The organism is Mycoplasmoides pneumoniae FH (assembly GCF_001272835.1).
Taxonomy (GTDB): Bacteria; Bacillota_I; Bacilli_A; order Mycoplasmatales; family Mycoplasmoidaceae; genus Mycoplasmoides; species Mycoplasmoides pneumoniae.
The window spans coordinates 733,829-750,552 of the sequence record NZ_CP010546.1; the positions used below are offsets into that span (position 1 = coordinate 733,829).

The 16,724-nt window shown below is 37.8% G+C and carries 9 protein-coding genes and 3 pseudogenes; all 12 read right to left on the reverse strand.

Annotation, left to right across the window (positions count from 1 at the left end):
• Nucleotides 1-9: 9 nt before the first annotated feature.
• Nucleotides 10-3,003 (reverse strand): annotated as a pseudogene (locus F539_RS04520) (hypothetical protein).
• Between the two features lie 114 nt (nt 3,004-3,117).
• On the reverse strand, nt 3,118-4,152 hold the full coding sequence (locus F539_RS03480) for a hypothetical protein (protein WP_014325634.1): 1,035 nt from the start codon (nt 4,150-4,152) through the stop codon (nt 3,118-3,120).
• Nucleotides 4,088-5,110, reverse strand: a complete 1,023-nt coding sequence (locus F539_RS03485; protein WP_201281302.1) for a hypothetical protein — start codon at nt 5,108-5,110, stop codon at nt 4,088-4,090. Before F539_RS03485 ends, F539_RS03480 begins: the two co-directional genes overlap by 65 nt.
• A gap of 118 nt (nt 5,111-5,228) precedes the next feature.
• Nucleotides 5,229-5,741 (reverse strand): annotated as a pseudogene (locus F539_RS04525) (restriction endonuclease subunit S); the annotation flags it as partial.
• Between the two features lie 18 nt (nt 5,742-5,759).
• Nucleotides 5,760-6,319, reverse strand: a pseudogene (locus tag F539_RS04530) (restriction endonuclease subunit S); the annotation flags it as partial.
• 72 nt (nt 6,320-6,391) lie between these two features.
• Nucleotides 6,392-6,790, reverse strand: a complete 399-nt coding sequence (gene rpsI, locus F539_RS03495; protein WP_014325637.1) for a 30S ribosomal protein S9 — start codon at nt 6,788-6,790, stop codon at nt 6,392-6,394.
• Nucleotides 6,791-6,795: 5 nt separating this feature from the next.
• The gene (rplM, locus tag F539_RS03500) at nt 6,796-7,236 is read right to left on the reverse strand and encodes a 50S ribosomal protein L13 (protein ID WP_010874974.1); all 441 of its coding nucleotides are present in this window, start codon (nt 7,234-7,236) and stop codon (nt 6,796-6,798) included.
• A 30-nt stretch (nt 7,237-7,266) separates the two neighbouring features.
• Nucleotides 7,267-9,312, reverse strand: coding sequence for a DNA polymerase III subunit gamma/tau (dnaX, locus tag F539_RS03505; RefSeq protein WP_014325638.1), 2,046 nt, complete (start codon nt 9,310-9,312; stop codon nt 7,267-7,269).
• Nucleotides 9,313-9,320: 8 nt separating this feature from the next.
• Nucleotides 9,321-12,167, reverse strand: coding sequence for an excinuclease ABC subunit UvrA (uvrA, locus tag F539_RS03510; protein ID WP_014325639.1), 2,847 nt, complete (start codon nt 12,165-12,167; stop codon nt 9,321-9,323).
• Nucleotides 12,145-14,664 (reverse strand): MPN620 family protein, encoded by a 2,520-nt coding sequence (locus F539_RS03515; protein ID WP_014325640.1) that lies wholly within the window; start codon nt 14,662-14,664, stop codon nt 12,145-12,147. The genes uvrA and F539_RS03515 overlap by 23 nt, the downstream gene beginning before the upstream one ends.
• A 45-nt stretch (nt 14,665-14,709) precedes the next feature.
• Nucleotides 14,710-16,395, reverse strand: coding sequence for an RNase J family beta-CASP ribonuclease (locus F539_RS03520; protein ID WP_010874978.1), 1,686 nt, complete (start codon nt 16,393-16,395; stop codon nt 14,710-14,712).
• Nucleotides 16,396-16,399: 4 nt separating this feature from the next.
• A complete protein-coding gene (rpsO, locus tag F539_RS03525; RefSeq protein WP_010874979.1) occupies nt 16,400-16,660 on the reverse strand; it encodes a 30S ribosomal protein S15 in 261 nt (86 codons plus the stop codon).
• Between the last annotated feature and the right edge of the window lie 64 nt (nt 16,661-16,724).

The window sequence follows — 16,724 nt, forward strand, 5'->3', positions numbered from 1 at the left end:
AGCACTAGTTTAATCAGTGTCATCTTTATTGTCCAACTTTTCCAGTGCAAAGGCTTTGTTTTGGGTGTGGAAATCAAAGACTGGTTTTTGTCTAAACTGGAAGTTGTTTTCCTTTAAGAATCTAGCTAGTTGTTGTGCTAGCTTAGTTTGACTGTCATTTTTAATGTTGAACCAAACTGACTTTTCTAGACCATCTTTATTAATGAGATATAGCATTTGCTTATTTTGTGATAGCTTTAAGTCATAGTTAATTGCAAAAAGTCTTTGACTACCCAACATTGCTTGAATGGAGAGCTGACTAGTATAGCGATCAACATGGAACTCTAAGTTGAACTTTTGGTTGTTTTTTAAAACGGTTAAATAAGCCATTTTATTTACCGGATTCAACCTAGCATTCTTCGTTTCCACATGGAGGTTCATTTGACTCAAAACAATGTTGAGTTTTTCCAATAACACTTGTTCATCTTGCAAACTAAAGTCTGATTGAAACTCAAACTCATAGTCATCTATTAATTGGATGTTGGATGTTTCTATATCTAATTTGCCAATTTCGAATTCATCAAACATAAAGCTCACTGTTTGGGTTTCCAAGTGGGGTTTAAACCACAACTTTTGTTTGTCAAGCAACAGCTTGCGCGTATTAATTTTGAACAAGTAAGTGCGTGTGTTGGGCTTTATTTGATTTTGTTTAACAAAGTACATTTGCCCTTTTATAATTTCGGGATCGATCGTGGAACCTAACTTAAACAGTTCGTTGCTGTTGTGGATGTCGGCTAACACATAGAAGAAACCTTTGTTTTCGTTCATGTTTCCTAAATCAAGTTTGTATTGTCGGGGATCTTCCACAAAGGTTAAGCTGTTAGCATCTACATCTAACACGGTTTTATCAACACCAGCAAAACTGTTTTTAATGACAAAAACAATTTGTTGCTTTTCAAAATCATTGAGTTTTTCCATGCGTTGCTTTAACTCACCTACACTAAAGCTTTTAATCGCTTTGTGTAACGGAACACTAAAGTCCTTTTATTTAAATTGCTGGTTGCTAAAGTTACTGCGATATTTAAATTTGTACTGGTAACCTTCTGGAATTTTGTTGATCGTTGGTAGGTTTTTCACTGCACCAAAAAGTTGATCAACTACTTGGAAGTGCAAGTTTTCTGATTCATAACCGTCAACAATAAAATCCAAACTTAAAAAGTTAATGGTGTATTCGTTGGAAGCGTGTTGTTGTGGTGTCAAGTATTTTTCTCAAGTTTTGATATCAAACACATTGACATTGTTTTTAAGCAACGTAATTTCTTGCAAGGTATCACCAATTTTGACTTTAGCTAAAAGTTTGGCTCGTGCAAAAATAGTTTGCAACATCTCTGGTAAGTTCCTAATGAAGATAAGGTGTTCTTTATTGGTAGGCTCCATCCCTAATAAGTCATAGAGGTACTGCAAGCTAGCAAAATTAACGTTGCTGTCCTTGGACTTTAAAGAGTCAAACTTTTGTAGCGCTGTTGCTTTATCAGTAGCTAAATCAATCTCTTCGTTCAACTTACTAATTTGGGCAATCGCTTGAGTAAACTCCTTTTTGAACATTATTTGTAATTGATCTTTTTGAGATAGATCTTTTTCATTAAATGTTTTGGACAGAGTATCCACTACCGAATTAGGGTCAAATTGTAATTGTGAAAGTCACAACCTAGAAAGTTGACTAAAACTAATAGGTGGTTTTAGATCTGCATTATGTTGTTCCACATAAAAGTCAACACCAAAGCGCTGAGCGTTTACTGGGATAATTGGGGTGTATTTGAAAATGTCCCACTTATTGCTAAACAAACTTTGTTCCTCATCATCAGTTAATGGCTTTACTACAACGTTTTTACCCATATTCAAGATTGATTGGGTTACTTGGCGGTTTCTAGTAAAGGCTTCCATGATCTTACGATCTTTAATTACCTTATCTTTAAAACCATTGGAACTACTTCAATATGCATTTGCTTGCTTGTTATCAATGGAAAATACTCAAGTTTCTTTTGGTAATACTGGCTCATTCCACTGAACATTATCTTGTTCAAATACTCTAGGTGTTTTAATTAACTCCACCTCTCAAAAAACACGATAAATGTAAATGGGAGTTGATTCCAACCACCAGTTATTTCAAAGAGTGGCAATGAAAATATTGTTTGGTCTATCTTCAAAGAAACCATCATTTTGTGTTATTGCATAGGCATTAAAAATAATAAAGTAATTGCCATTTTTTCCTTGTTTAATTCACTTAGCATTTTGAACAATGTCATTTATGTTAGGTGACTTAACTGATAAGGAACGGTTCATAAAACCGAAAAAAACATTAATCCATTTAAAGTCTTTATTTCTATTCCATACAGGACTAAATAGCCTTTGGGTTTCTAAGTTATAAGGAATAGATCATCCTGCGTTTTTAGCTTCTTCGGCAGTTCGACCAGCGCTTAATGTCACATATTTATCATGCTGTGGATACCACGGGTCATTAATGCGAGATGGTCCAAAACCAGACTTACTATCATTGTGAAAGTGGAAATACTGAAGGTCGTGTATATCTGATTTAAAGGAGTTTCTAACTCCGGGATAGCTAAAAGTTTTGTTCCATGCCAAACTGCTAGTATAGCTACTTTCAATGCCTAAGTTAACATCTTTGATGTAATAGATATTGTTATACCAATTAAAGTTATTTTCTCTAAGCAATTGGTTATACCGGTCATAATAGCCATCCGCTAGCTGAGTTCAAAGGGTGGAATAGTTTCAACCAAAAGTAGTTTTGTTATTTGGTTTATAAATTAAAGGATTTTCGAAATTAAAGTCTTTACGGAAATAACTATCCTTTAATTTGATCCCAACAGTAAACCCTTGATTGTGGTGTGCTGAGTTAGAAATATACAAACTACTATCAACAAGATTTTTATCCAACGACGCGTTCGCTAAAAGAGTTGGGAACGCAACAAAACCTAATAAAGGTAAATAATGATATGAGCGCATAATTAATTCACTTTTTCATCTATTAAATTGCTCAAAAAGGGAATTGACGCCAATTTTTTAAAAGTTTTTATTTATCCGTTTTGACAACTGCTTTTTGTTATTTTTTAAAAGTTTTTATTTATCCGTTTTGACAACTGCTTTTTGTTTGTGCGATTTCAAACTCTTTTTGCGCTTGTAAAAGTAAAAACTAAAAGCAACTACCACTAAAAACAGACTACTAGCAGCAATTACTAAGTAACCAATAAAATTGGTGTTTTTATTTTCACCATTATTTGGTTGAGCCTGTTTGGCGATTTTAAAAGTTGCGGTATTATCCTGCAGTTTAAGCGGAATCTTTTCTTTTAAGTACATCTGCTTACTTTGAAGAAATAACTGCAAGGTATCGAGCAATTTAGCTTGGTATCGTTGATCAGCAACAGACCAGATATACATGCCTAAATGCTTGTTGCGGTTAACAAGTTGTAGAGTGTTTGAATTTTTAATCACTAGTTCATAATCCAACTTAAATAATGGTTGTTCGTCAACCTTAACAATTACATTAAGTTCACTAGCTTTTGGATTAAATTCAACATCAAAATCAAACGATTGATCTATTGACTTTGTAGTGAGTCTTATTTGTTTGGGAAAAGTTTCTATGTTAGTAGCTTGTTCATCAACCATTAAGTTCATGCCAACTAATGCAAGGTTCAGTCTTCTTATTAAAAGTTGCTTATCAGCTAACGTTAAGGTAGAAACCAAATCTACTTGGTAATCGTTAAAGAAAGCAACGTTAGGCAATTTGGGATCAAATTGATCTAATTCAATCCCGTCTACAATTACCTTAACTTTGTCATTGTTAGCTTGAAATCAAACGTCATTGGCATTCAAAGCAATTTTGTGTGTTCTCATTTGAAACAAGTAAGTACGAATTGTTGGAATCTTTGTTTCTTTTTTGAGAAAGTACATCTGGCCTTTAATAATTTCCCGATTGGAATCTGTGCCTCATTTAAAGAAATTATTGCTGTTAGTAATTTCTGCTGCAATATAGAAGATGCCCGTTTTAGGATTTGTCGGAATTAAACCAGGAATTAGTTCTTCAGGATTTTTAACTAATTTGATTGAATTTAAGGCAACAGTTAATGCCGTATCATCCTGAAATGAAAAAACCATTTTTAATTACAAAAGCTATTTGGTTTTTCTGCTCTTCAGTCAATTCTTTATCTTGGATGTCTAAAACGCTAAACTCCTTGCCGTTATTAACGACGGGAATGCTAAAACGATATTTATTGAAATACTGTTCGTTGTAATTTGAGCGAAACCTTAAACGGTATTGAATGCCCTGGTTTGTTTTTTGAATGGTTGGTTTATTTTTAGCAGATTCAAATAAAGAAAACACAGGTAAATTCTTCGCTGTTCAACTAGGATATTGATCTGATATGAAATCAAAAGAGAGAAATTCAACTTCAAATAAATTAATGCTAATTTGATCTAAATTTAAGAATTGTTCAAACTGGCCTAGATTAAAAACGTTATTGTTGTTTTTAACTAAAGTAATCTTTCTTAATTGCCCACCCATCCTAACTTGAAAGTTAATGGATGCAGACTCAAAAATTGTTTTTAAAAGCCTTGGTAAATCACGAACAAGACTTAATTCTTGAGGATCCCTAAAATCAAAATTTAGCAGTTTATAAAGGTAGCTTAGGCGTTCTCATTGCTGTTTTCGTTCAACATTTTTAAGCGTTAAGAAATTTTGTAAAACTGTATTTTTATCAATTGCTTGATCAACTAACTGATTAAGCTCTGTAATTTCTTGAATCGCTAAGGTAAATTCCCTTTTAAAACGTAATTTCAAAAGAGCTTTTTGGCCAAGCGTTCGGTTATTAAAGGTGATAGAAGTATTATCAACTATTGAATCAGGGTCAAACTCTAATTGAACTAAAATAATTCGCGATAGCTGATTGAACTGAATAGGTGATTGATTTTCGCTCTCTACTAAATTTTTTGTTAAGTAAAACGAGCTGTCAATTACATGTGAATTGATAGTTGCGCTAGAGAGCAACAGTGGGGTTAATGAAAAACCCATTAATTTTCAATATTTCAAAAAAGGCATGGCAATCTTTACATTCAATAAATTGAACTAAAGTTTTTAACTTGCCAATTTTTAGAAAATTAGTGCTTTAAAGCTTTTTAAATTACTAAGCTAATTGTTTGGAAAAGTGAGCAATCTTGCTAAAGATTAAATGGTAGTAATAATCCAATTGCTTTTTGCGCATTTCGATTTCAGCAGGAATACCTTCTACTAAATCATTGCAAAGTTTTTCAAAGGCAAAGAGAATATCAGCAATCTTTTCTTGAATTTCTAGAGGTGGAAAAGAGAGTTCAATTTCAGCCATTACTTTTTGGCTTAGTTTTGGTCTTGAAGCTAGATTATGAACGAATTTTGGTGCTTCTATCTTTAATAAAAAGGATAGGAATTTGGTGCAGATTTTTTTATTTTTAACTTTTAAAACACCGCAATCTTGTGATGCATTAAACTTGCCATTACGATAAAAAACTACTCCAGCATAACCATTTGTAGTTCAAGTGATGTATTCACCATCAAAGTCGCAATCTTTAATGCGTCCTAACTCACCATCATTTGTGGTAGCTGCGGAATAAACTGGATTTTCTCCAGGATTATTCCTAATATACGCTTTAGTGATCGCTCGACCTCTTCTAATTTCACAAATATCCTTTACTTGAAAAGTTTCGAAAGGTATATTTGCTCCGTAAATTTTTCGGATATTTTCTTGGTTGAGCAGATAATCGCGATAGAAGGCATACTGCTTCTTTCGCTCTCTTAGCTCGGCGCTTAGCTCGGCGCTTAGCTCGGCGCTTAGCTCGGCGCTTAGCTCGGAAAAGTATCTAAGATAGTAGCAATTTTCTCTTGAATTTGCAAAGGTGGGAAATCTAGCTCAATTTCTGCTAAAATTCCTTGCATTAATTTAGGAATAGGGCAAGCATAATTAACAAATTTAGGTGTTTCTAATCTAAGTGCATAAGCTAAAAACTTAGTATTAATTTCATCACTTTTTACCTTAAGAATTCCACAAACATTGGTTGCGTTAAATTGACCGTTACGATAAAAAACACTACCAGCTTGGGCTCCATCAGTTGTTCAAGTGACGTACTCTCCATTAAAATCACAATCCTTTATCTTACCGATTTCACCGTTATTAACTGTTGCTGATGAATAAACAGGGAATTCTCCTGGATTGTTTTTGATATATAGTTTGCTGATAACTCTACCGCGTTTAATATCGCAAATATCTTTGATTTTGAAACGTTTAATCAACACAGTAAAACTTAATCTCCTTTAAGTTTAAAGATTAAGTGGGGAACTGGACAGCTCAAAGTTTATTGAAAAAAACTAACGCTTGGTAAATTGTGGAGCACGGCGGGCACCGTATAAACCGAACTTCTTCCGTTCTTTAACCCGCTTGTCACGGGTAGTTAGTTTCTTGGACTTGAGAATCTTTTTCAATTCTGGATTGAACTGTAAAAGCGCGCGAACAATTCCTAAACGAATTGCACCAGCTTGTCCGGTAAAACCACCACCTTTAACTACCACATTGATATCAAAGTTCTTTTTAAGATCAGTGAGATCTAAAGGTTGTTCCATGTCTTGGATCACTATTTTATTGGGAAAGTATTCACTAGGATCACGACGGTTAACAGTAATCTTACCCTTGTCTTGGGTAGGCGTTAGATAAACTTTAGCACTTGAAGACTTACGGCGTCCAAGTCCATAATAAGATTGTTTTTCCATTTATATTAGCTTCAATTTAAAGTGGTAGGTTTTTGCGCTTCCATGTTGTGTTTATCACCTTTAAACACGTGTACCTTGGTGATTCAACGACGGCTTAAACGGTTATCAGGTAACATGCCCTTAACAGCATTATAGACCAGTTTGTCGGATTGTTTTTTCAACATATCACGACCACTTACCTTCTTAATGCCACCAATGTATTGGGAGTGGTGGTACCAAAACTCGTTTTCTTTTTTATTGCCAGTCAACACAACTTGATCACTGTTAATAATGATCAAGTAATCACCACAATCTTGGTTAGGGGTGAAATCAACTTTATTCTTGCCGCGAATAAGATCGGCCGCTTTAACCGCTAACTTACCGAGAACGAGCCCAGCAGCGTCGACAATATACCACTGTCGTCGCTTGTTGGCCTGTTCTTTTGTTAGCATTGATGTTTTTTGCATATTAACAAAACTGCTTATTATTCTAATTTATTACTTTTCTTCATAAAGCCCTTTGAAGAACGTATCAGCGATCTCCTGTGCCGCTGTTTTTTGAGCTTTTTTAACAACGGTACTACTTAACTGTTCTAACTGTTGTAATTGCAACACTTGGGGTTTATGCGTTAGTTGTTCCACTTTAGCTAGTACCTTAGTTTCATATTCACTCAAAGTAAAGGAACTCAAGAACAGGTTTTGTTGAAAAATTTCTAACAAGGTGGCTTGGGCAGTCGCTTCGGTAAGCGCTTCCTTTCACAACCTTGTTGCTATCTCTTTATCTTCGAAAATTAAGACTAAACCAAAGGGTGATGCTGCTAGAACCTTAATAGCCTTACTTAAATCACTAGCGGTAAACTTATCGGAAAACTGCTTTAAGTAACTGCTGTCTTTAGTTTTTTCTGCTTGGGTGAACTCCCTTTTAAAGCTGTCCAATAACTGTTGGAAGTGGGCTACTAGTTTAGGATCATTGTGCCCATAAACAGAAACGGCAATCACAGCCCGGTTAAGTTTTATTGGGATGGAAACTGGGTTATTATCTGATGGTTCTATTAACTTAATAGGAGCAGGCTTGCTTACAGGCTGTATTAATTTTTTAACAGCGGGCTGAAAAAAATCAGTGTTTTCTACAGAAAGAGGTCTACGACCGCGTTTGCGTACCACCTCTGGTTTAATCGCTAACCCAAATAAATCAGTTGCTGGAGCTGGTGAAGTTTCTGTTGGTTGTTCTACTTCTGTAATTTCTTGCTGTGCTTCTGGTTGCACTATAGTTTGGGGTTGTTCTATTAGTTTAGAAGCAACAGGATCTTTTACGAATGATGAAACTTTAGGTTCTTCTATTACTTTATAAAGAACAGGTTCTTTTGCTGGTAGTTGGGGCTTGGCCTCTTCTACAGTTTTTGAAGGAACGGGTTCTTTTGCTGGTGATTGAGTTTGTACCACTGGCGTATAAGCGGGTATGTGTGGCTCTTTGCTAACGGCATTTTTATAGTGAATCACAATTGCTTTAATCTGATCACTTAAGGATAGTTGTGAAGGACCATAACCATTGTTAGCTTCAATTGCTTGAACCAAAAGAGCATACTGTTTGGGGTGAAAACGAAGCTTTGCCGCCATTGTTTGGTCGCTGGGTTTTACAACTGCAATTTGTCCCGTTTTGACATAACCATATAAATCAACTGTTAGGGCAAACAGTTCCCTGAGAAAGTGAACAAAGTTAATCCCTTGACTTTCAAAGTTGTCAATTAAGTGAAAGGATTGTTTGAGATCACCACTTAAAACTGCTTCAATAAAACCAAACTTTTGTTCCTTGTCAAGCAGGTTAAAGGTCTTTTCAACATCAGCTAAACTAATGGTTTTACTTTCACTAAAGTTACTAATTTGGTCCAACAAGCTCAACCCATCACGCAACGAACCTTGCGCTAAATCAGCTAGTTTGACCAAAGCATCAGTAGTAATCTTAATGCTTTCCTTAGCCGCTACTTCCGCTAACCGTTGCTGGATGAGATCGTTAGTAATTTGTTTAAAGAAGAAGCTTTGGCAACGCGACAAGATCGTGATCGGAATCTTGTTAAATTCGGTGGTGGCAAAAATAAACAAGACATAATCGGGTGCTTCTTCTAAGGTCTTTAAAAGCCCACTCCAAGATTGGGGGGTGAGCATGTGGGCTTCATCCAAAATGTAAACCTTCTTTTTGAACTTAAAGGGTAGGTTAAAGACATTTTCCGCTAGCTCCCTAATGTCGTTAATCCCGTTTTTGGAAGCAGCATCAATTTCAAACACATCAATCGCACTGTTGCTGTTAATCGCTTGGCATGCCTCACACTGGTTGCAAACATCGCCGTTCCAGTTTAAACAGTTAATGGCTTTGGCAATAATCTTGGCAAAGGTCGTTTTTCCCGTACCCCGCTCCCCCGCAAAGATGTAACCGTGGGGTAATTGGTCTTGGGTAATGGCATTAACAATAATGCGTTTAATGCTGTCCTGACCGACAGTATCGCTAAACTTGGTGGGACGGTATTTCTGGTAAAGGACCTTGCGCATGTTTAAGCTTACTTTAAGATTTTAGCGAGATACTGGGCAGTGTAGGACTTATCGACCTGATTTAACAGTTGTTCTGGTGTGCCTTGGGCAATAATTTGTCCACCTTTTTCCCCACCTTCAGGACCCAAATCAATGATGTAGTCCGCCATCTTAATAATATCTAGGTTATGCTCAATAATAATGACACTATCACCGTTTTTAATAATCCGTTGGATCACCGTTAACAGCTTATTAATGTCTTCTATGTGTAGTCCCGTTGAAGGTTCATCCAGGACGTACAAGGTTTTACCAGTTGCCTTTTTCTGGAGAAACTTGGCTAGTTTAATTCGTTGTGCTTCCCCACCTGACAAGAAGGTAACATTAAGACCTAACTGGAGGTATTCCAGACCGACATCACAGAGTAGTTTTAACTTTCTCGCAATATTCGGAATTGCTTTAAAAAAATCATAAGCTTCCTGACATGACATCTGTAACACATCAAAGATCGATTTGCCTAAGTACTTAACTTCCAGGGTTTGGGGATTGTACTTCTTGCCATCACACATTTCACACGTCACATAAACATCGGGTAAAAAGTGCATTTCAATCCGAATGACCCCATCACCAAAACACTTATCACAGCGCCCACCGGCTACATTAAAGGAAAAGCGCGAGTTAGTGTAACCCCGAGCCTTGGCTTCCTTAGTGTTGGCAAACAACTCCCTAATGTCATCAAATACACTGACATAGGTAGCGGGGTTAGAGCGGGGAGTGCGACCGATCGGATCTTGCGACACCACTACCACCTTATCAATGTGGTTGACCCCTATGATTTCCTTATAGGGTGCAGGTTTAACATTCTTATAGTTCACCAAGCGTTCCAAGATCGGTACTAAGGTTTGGTTAATTAAGGTTGATTTCCCTGAACCCGATACCCCGGTCACTAGTACTAATTTATTTAAGGGAATAGTGACATTAATGTTCTTTAAGTTGTTGCCCTTGGCTCCTTTTAAGGTTAAGGTGCGACCATTACCAGCATGCCGGGTTTTTGGTACCTCAATTTGCTTTTTGCCACTGAGATACTGTCCCGTTAAGGAGTCAGTATTTTCCATTACCTCTAGCGGTGTCCCAGCAGCTACTACTTCCCCACCTTGGTTACCCGCTTTAGGACCAATATCAATGAGGTAATCAGCTGCTAGCATGGTTTCACTGTCGTGTTCTACCACGAGTAAGGTGTTGCCCAAATCCCGCATTACCATCATCGTGTTAATTAAGCGATCATTGTCCTTTTGGTGTAGCCCAATTGAGGGTTCATCCAAGACATAAAGGACGCCAGTGAGTTGCGAACCAATTTGGGTGGCTAAGCGAATCCGTTGTGCTTCACCACCTGACAGGGTAGAAGCCCGGCGCGCTAAGTTAAGGTATTCTAAGCCCACATTCTTCAAGAAGGATAAACGGTTAATAATCTCTTTAAGAGCTAACTCACCAATCTTCTTCTGTTCTTGATTCAGTTCTATTTGCAACAAGAATTCAATTGCTTTATCAATCGAGAGTTCCGTAAAGCTAATAATGTCCAACCCACCTAACTTGACACTTAAAGAATTAGTAGTAAGCTTCTTGCCCTGGCACTTCTTACAGGTAATTTCAGACATGTAAGCCGAGTACCATTCACGACTGGCTTGACTACTAGTCTCTAAGTGACGGCGTTTAATTAAGTGAGCCACACCCTCATAGTGTTCAAAGCGCACATTTTTGGCACCTGAGTTTGATACTGTTTTAATCTCAATTGGTTCATCACTACCCTCCAAGATCATCCGTACTAAATCAGTATCCATTTGACCTAAGGGTTGGTCTAGGGGAATTTGATAGTGGTTAATTAAAGACAAGAAGCGCTGTCAATCTAGTGATGTACCGTGCACTATGTTCTTAAAGATGTCAATACCACCTTCATTGATGGACAACAACGGATTGGGAATAATCTTTTCCACATCCGGTTCATAACTAAAACCTAAACCCTTACAGTACTCACACGAACCTAAAGGGGAGTTAAAGGAGAATAAGCGTGGCTCTAGTTCACTAATTGAAAAACCACACTGATCACAACCGTGGTTCTTATTAAAACTAAGTATCTTACCATCTTCCAACAACACTTCAATCCGACCCTCAGTTAGTTTAATCACACCTTCAATCGCATCAACAATCCGACCCAAGGTTTGCTTGTCTTGGTTAATGACAATCCGGTCCACTACCACACTCAAGTTGTGCTTGGTGTTCTTGTCTAACTTAATTTCTTCATCTAAGGTATAGACCTGACCATCAACCCAAACCCGGAGAAAGCCTAACTGTTGGTATTTAGCAAACTCATTAGCAAAGGTACCGCGTTGGTTTTTAATGGTAGGGGCTAAGATTTGAATCCGTGATTTAACCGGTAAGTTAAAGATCTGGTTGGCAATTTGGTTAACGGTTTGGGTTTGAATGGCACCATGACCATTAGGACAAAAGGGTATACCAATCCGCGCTCACAGTAAACGGAGGTAATCGTAAATTTCCGTTACTGTTCCCACAGTGGAGCGGGGATTGTGTGAAGTGGTTTTTTGGTCAATTGAAATGGCTGGGGATAACCCTTCAATCGAATCTACATCCGGTTTATCACTGTTACCGAGAAACTGTCTGGCATATGACGAGAGTGATTCCAAATACCGACGGCGGCCTTCCGCGTAAATGGTGTTAAAGGCAAGTGATGATTTACCCGAACCCGACAACCCCGTAATAACGACAAACTGGTTTTTGGGAATATCGATGTTTACATTCTTCAGGTTGTTTTCACGCGCGCCCTTAACGCGAATAAAATCATTAGTTTTTAGCTCTGGTTTCAAAGTTAATTGTTTGGGTGAAAAAATCCTTTACGAGGTTATTGTGCGGATCGTTAAATAAATATGCAATGCCTTGTTGGTTTTGGTGGGCAATTAACAAACCACGGGTAAAGTTATAAGTGTGTTTGTTAAAGTTGACAAAGGAGTCGACCAACACCAACTGGGGGTGTAACAATAGCTTAAATAACAGGTAAAGTTTAAAGCGTTGCTTGGTGTTAATTTTATTTAAATCGCTAAAGATCATTCAGCTCGGAATACCGTTTTTAAAGGTGTTATCCAACAGCATTTTGAGGTTAGCAGTACGGTTTAGTTTTTTGGGATTTTGCCGGCACTTTTTGAGACAAAAACTAATGACATTCACCATCGCGTTTAAGAGATTAAAGTGCAGCTTATTCGATGCCTGTAAACGGTTTAAATCACACTCTTCTGAATCCACAAAGAAGGTTTTGCGTACCACGTTATTGACTTTACTAATTTGAGTATTGAGCAGCTTATTTAAAGTGCCATAATTTTTTAGCAGTGCTTTAATTTGCTGTTGCTTTTGCTTAATTTCTTTTTTGTACAACCACTGGATTAAACGAATGTCTTGTAAAAGGAGGTGGTAGTGTGCCCGTCACTGTTTGAGCTGGGTTTTTAAGTTAAGTTGGTTTATGGTAGTGGTGTTTGCTTCTGTTAAAGTAGTGGCATTACGATTAGGTAACAACAAGTAAGCTTGAGGGTGGTGCAAGTTGGCTTCGAAGTATTTATTAACTGTTTTATCCACCAGTAACTTTCACTTCGGGGAATTTCAATCGCGGTTTAAGTTGGCCTTTAAGCTGGCAAACTGAGTTTGATTCCGACCTTGGTTAAAGACAAAGTCAACCACACCATGGGTAATAAACTGGTATTTGGTAAAGAAGTGTTGTGTTTGTTTGTGCAAGTTAGTTCATAAAGCACGGCACACAAAGTAGAGTTGGTTCAATTCGTATTTCGTTCAATCTAATTTTTCGTAAGTAGTTAAGAGTTGTTCAAAACAGCGTTCTTGAACAATATTCATTAGGTTAAACGGATCTAAGGTGTGTTTTAACTTAGTGTAGTTAAGCGCTGCTTTAACTGTTTGGATAAAACCCTTAAAAACCGCCTTTTGGTTTACAACCGAATAGCTTTGGCTAACCTCACCCTTATACTGGTTTTGGTTTAACAGAACGTTTTGCTTTAACTCATTGACCAGCTTGTTGTGTTGCTCACAGCGATTTAAGCCCTTAGCGTATTCTTGCAAAAAAGCTAAACGAGATTTAATTAAAAAACCAATCACCGCATCATGAGTCAAAACAATTGGCTTAGTTAACTTTTCCAATTCAAAGCTAATTGCTTGGTATTTTCAGTTAAGTGATTGACCTGGTTTTAGCTGCAAAATTTGCTGGTACAAGCGCTGGATGTTGCTCATTAACTGTTCTACTAGGCGCTCACTTTCAGCAATTGTGCTCACTAACAAATCGGGATTAAGTAAGCGCATTTGTTTCAGTTCCTTTAACAGTCAAATTTTGATTTGGATTCGCTTGGCTACAATCCGTTTTTCCAAAATCCGGGTTTTGTAAAAGTTAAAGATACTCTTGAACTTAATCTTGGTTTGACTCCACCACAAGGACGACATAAAGCGGTTAATCAGCTGCACCGAATTGCGCTGCTGTTTTTTGAAGGCACGCTTAAGCTGATTGGCTTGCTGTTGTGCACGGGTAATTTGCAAATTTTCAAAGTAGGTATTAACCCCGTGTTTGGTTTCATAGCTTTGAACTTTTAAATTGTGCAGTAAACGTTCTCGTTGTCTTGTAAGCGCATAGTACTGTTCAAAAAAACTTTTAGTTAAGTGATCAGGTTGTTCAAAGAAGCTGTTAAAGAAGTGGGTGCTAAATTCCACTAGGTCACGTTCATGGTCTTCCAATAAACCAACAAAGTTGTTGTACTCAAACTGGATCTGGTTAAAGTACACCTTATTGACAAACTTAGTGGTGAAGAACTGACTAAGTGTTTCACTCGTTAACTTATTGGTGTTATCTAGTTCAAACACCACAAACTGGCTTAACTTCTTGAGTGCATTAAAGCCCAAAAATCAGCGCAACTCATTGGGAATTTGCAGTTTTTCAATTAAACGCTGTCGTTTTTTAGGACAAGTACTTTGTCTTAAAAAATCATGAATAGTTTGGTGAAACGGATGGCTTTGTTGCACCGCGGCCAGTTCAATTTTTTCACACAAGTTGGTTTTAACGCGATGCAGCGGAATATAGTTGTGTTGATCCGTTCACAAAAAACCGGAATGGGGCGCTTTTTTGAGTTGTAAAACACTCGACAACGTGTTTCACTGTGCCTTATTGAGGTTATTAACGAGGTAGTTACCGTATTTATGGATGCTGAGGTTGGTGGTTCAGAAGTAGTTAATGTCCAAAAAGGAGTTATGGACCATTAACAAGGACAAATTAACTCACGGTTCTTTCTTAGTGGTAGTGGAAATCTGTTTCAGCATCCCTTAGTCTTATTGATTTTAGTACTAGGGTCATCCCAGTAACAACTAAATAGAAATAATAGTTGACAGGATTAGTGGTGCTTTAGCAGTCATTTTGGTAAATAAATTCATGACAGCTCGTTTAATAGAAACCTTGAGTTCCTTCGATGTGTCTTTGCCTAAACGTCGCTTAATTGTCGTAAAGTCCTTAATGTCGTTAATTTGTTTGCGAATTAACTCTTCCATTTTGGTCTTGAGTTTAACCTGATTGTTACTATCTAGGCTAACTCCTAAAAAGGAATAGGTAATTTCGTTTAGGAACTCACTCTTCTTGGAGTCATAGTAGATGATGATGGTAACCACACCCGCTTCAGACATCTGATCACGCTCAAACATGATGCTGGCCCCTATTTCCTGCAAACCAGCGGAGTCAACACACTTAGGGTTGAGCTTTAATTCCCGTTTTTTGTTGTCAATTTGCTTGTGGTTAATGGCTAGGACTTCACCATTAAAGGGAATTAAGACCTGACTTTGTTCCACACCAGCTTGCTTCATTACCATGGTAAAGTTAATGAAGTCACGGTACAGACCGGATGTGGGAATAATGTACTTAGGTTTTAAGGAAGTTACTAAAAACTTCATGTCTTCATCCGATGCATTGATCGACAAGATTTCCCGACCCAAGTTGTAGTAACTCACCTCATTACGCGCGACATCGTCCAAGATTTGTGCTTCCAACTCTTCATACCCAGCTATGCGGGGAATCATGAAGATAAAGCTATCGGTCTTGCGATACCGTACCCGTTCATCCTCATTAGTACCAATCTTAAACAGCTTGGCATACAACTTATCTGGTGGCGCGGTTAAAACAACAATGGCGTTTGTGGAGTTGTTAATCTCTTCAATCGAAATAGTGTTTAAGTGGGTGTTGTTAAACAGCTTTTGGCGCACAATCGCGTTGAAGAGGTGGACAAATGAATGGGAGTAGATGACAAAGGGGCGGTTTTGCATCCGTGCAATTTGGGCCAAGGTCATCACACTGTAAGCGTTGGAATCATAACAAGCAGCAAATACCCGACCCTTAGCGGAGGCAATAATGCGGTTGAGTTGTTCCAAGGATTTGTGCTTAGGGGTTGTAAAACCAGTGTTACGTCCCACTAGACCAACTCCAGTAATTAACAAAAGGGTCTTGTTCGCTACTTGGGGAATAATCTGATTGAGTTGGTTTTCAAAGGCGATGTTCTTATCATTGAGCACAATGAAGTCATCGACATAGACAATGTACCCATCATCAGTGTGGAGCGCAAAGCCAAACGAGGAAGGAATCGAACTCGATACCTTAAAGGGCGTAATGTTATGGTGCCCGATCTTGACCGTTTCTAACGGTTTAAGCTCGTGGATTTCCAACTCGTCATGGGGAATATTGAGCTTGTTTTCGTGGATCTTAGTTTTAATAACCACAGCGCCAATCGTACTGGTGTAAATCGGAAAGAAACCAACGGTGTGGAATAAGAACTCCAGCGAACCAATGTTTTCCGTTACTGGATTACCGATAAAGATGCCCTTAATGCGGGCCTGGTTTTCCTGGATCCAACTAAAGTCAGGGATGATCTTTTTGACCCCTAAAACAGCGGTTGTTGGTGTCAAACTACCAACGTTAAAAATAAAAACATCGTTATTGATTTCGAGAACAAAACAATTCTTGCCCCTCTCGTCCTGACCACCGAAGGCAAAGAAGTTAATTTTAGCCATGAAACTAACCCCGGAGATTTAAGGTTTTAACTAAATTTCTGTAAGCCTCTAAATCGTTGTGCTTTAAGTACTTCAACAAGCGCTTGCGCTTTGATACTTTCGCGTACAAACCACGTTTGGAAATAAAGTCCTTCTTGTTAGCTAGTAAGTGGTCGGTGAGCTGTTTAATTTGGCTCGTTAAAAGGGACACTTGTACCTGAATACTACCCACGTCCTTGTCGTGGAGTTGTGCGGATTTAATGATCCCGTTTTTATCAATTTGCATGAATTAATACTTGTTGAATTATAACAAAATAAGAAATTAGCCCAGTCAAGGGGTGAACCCCACA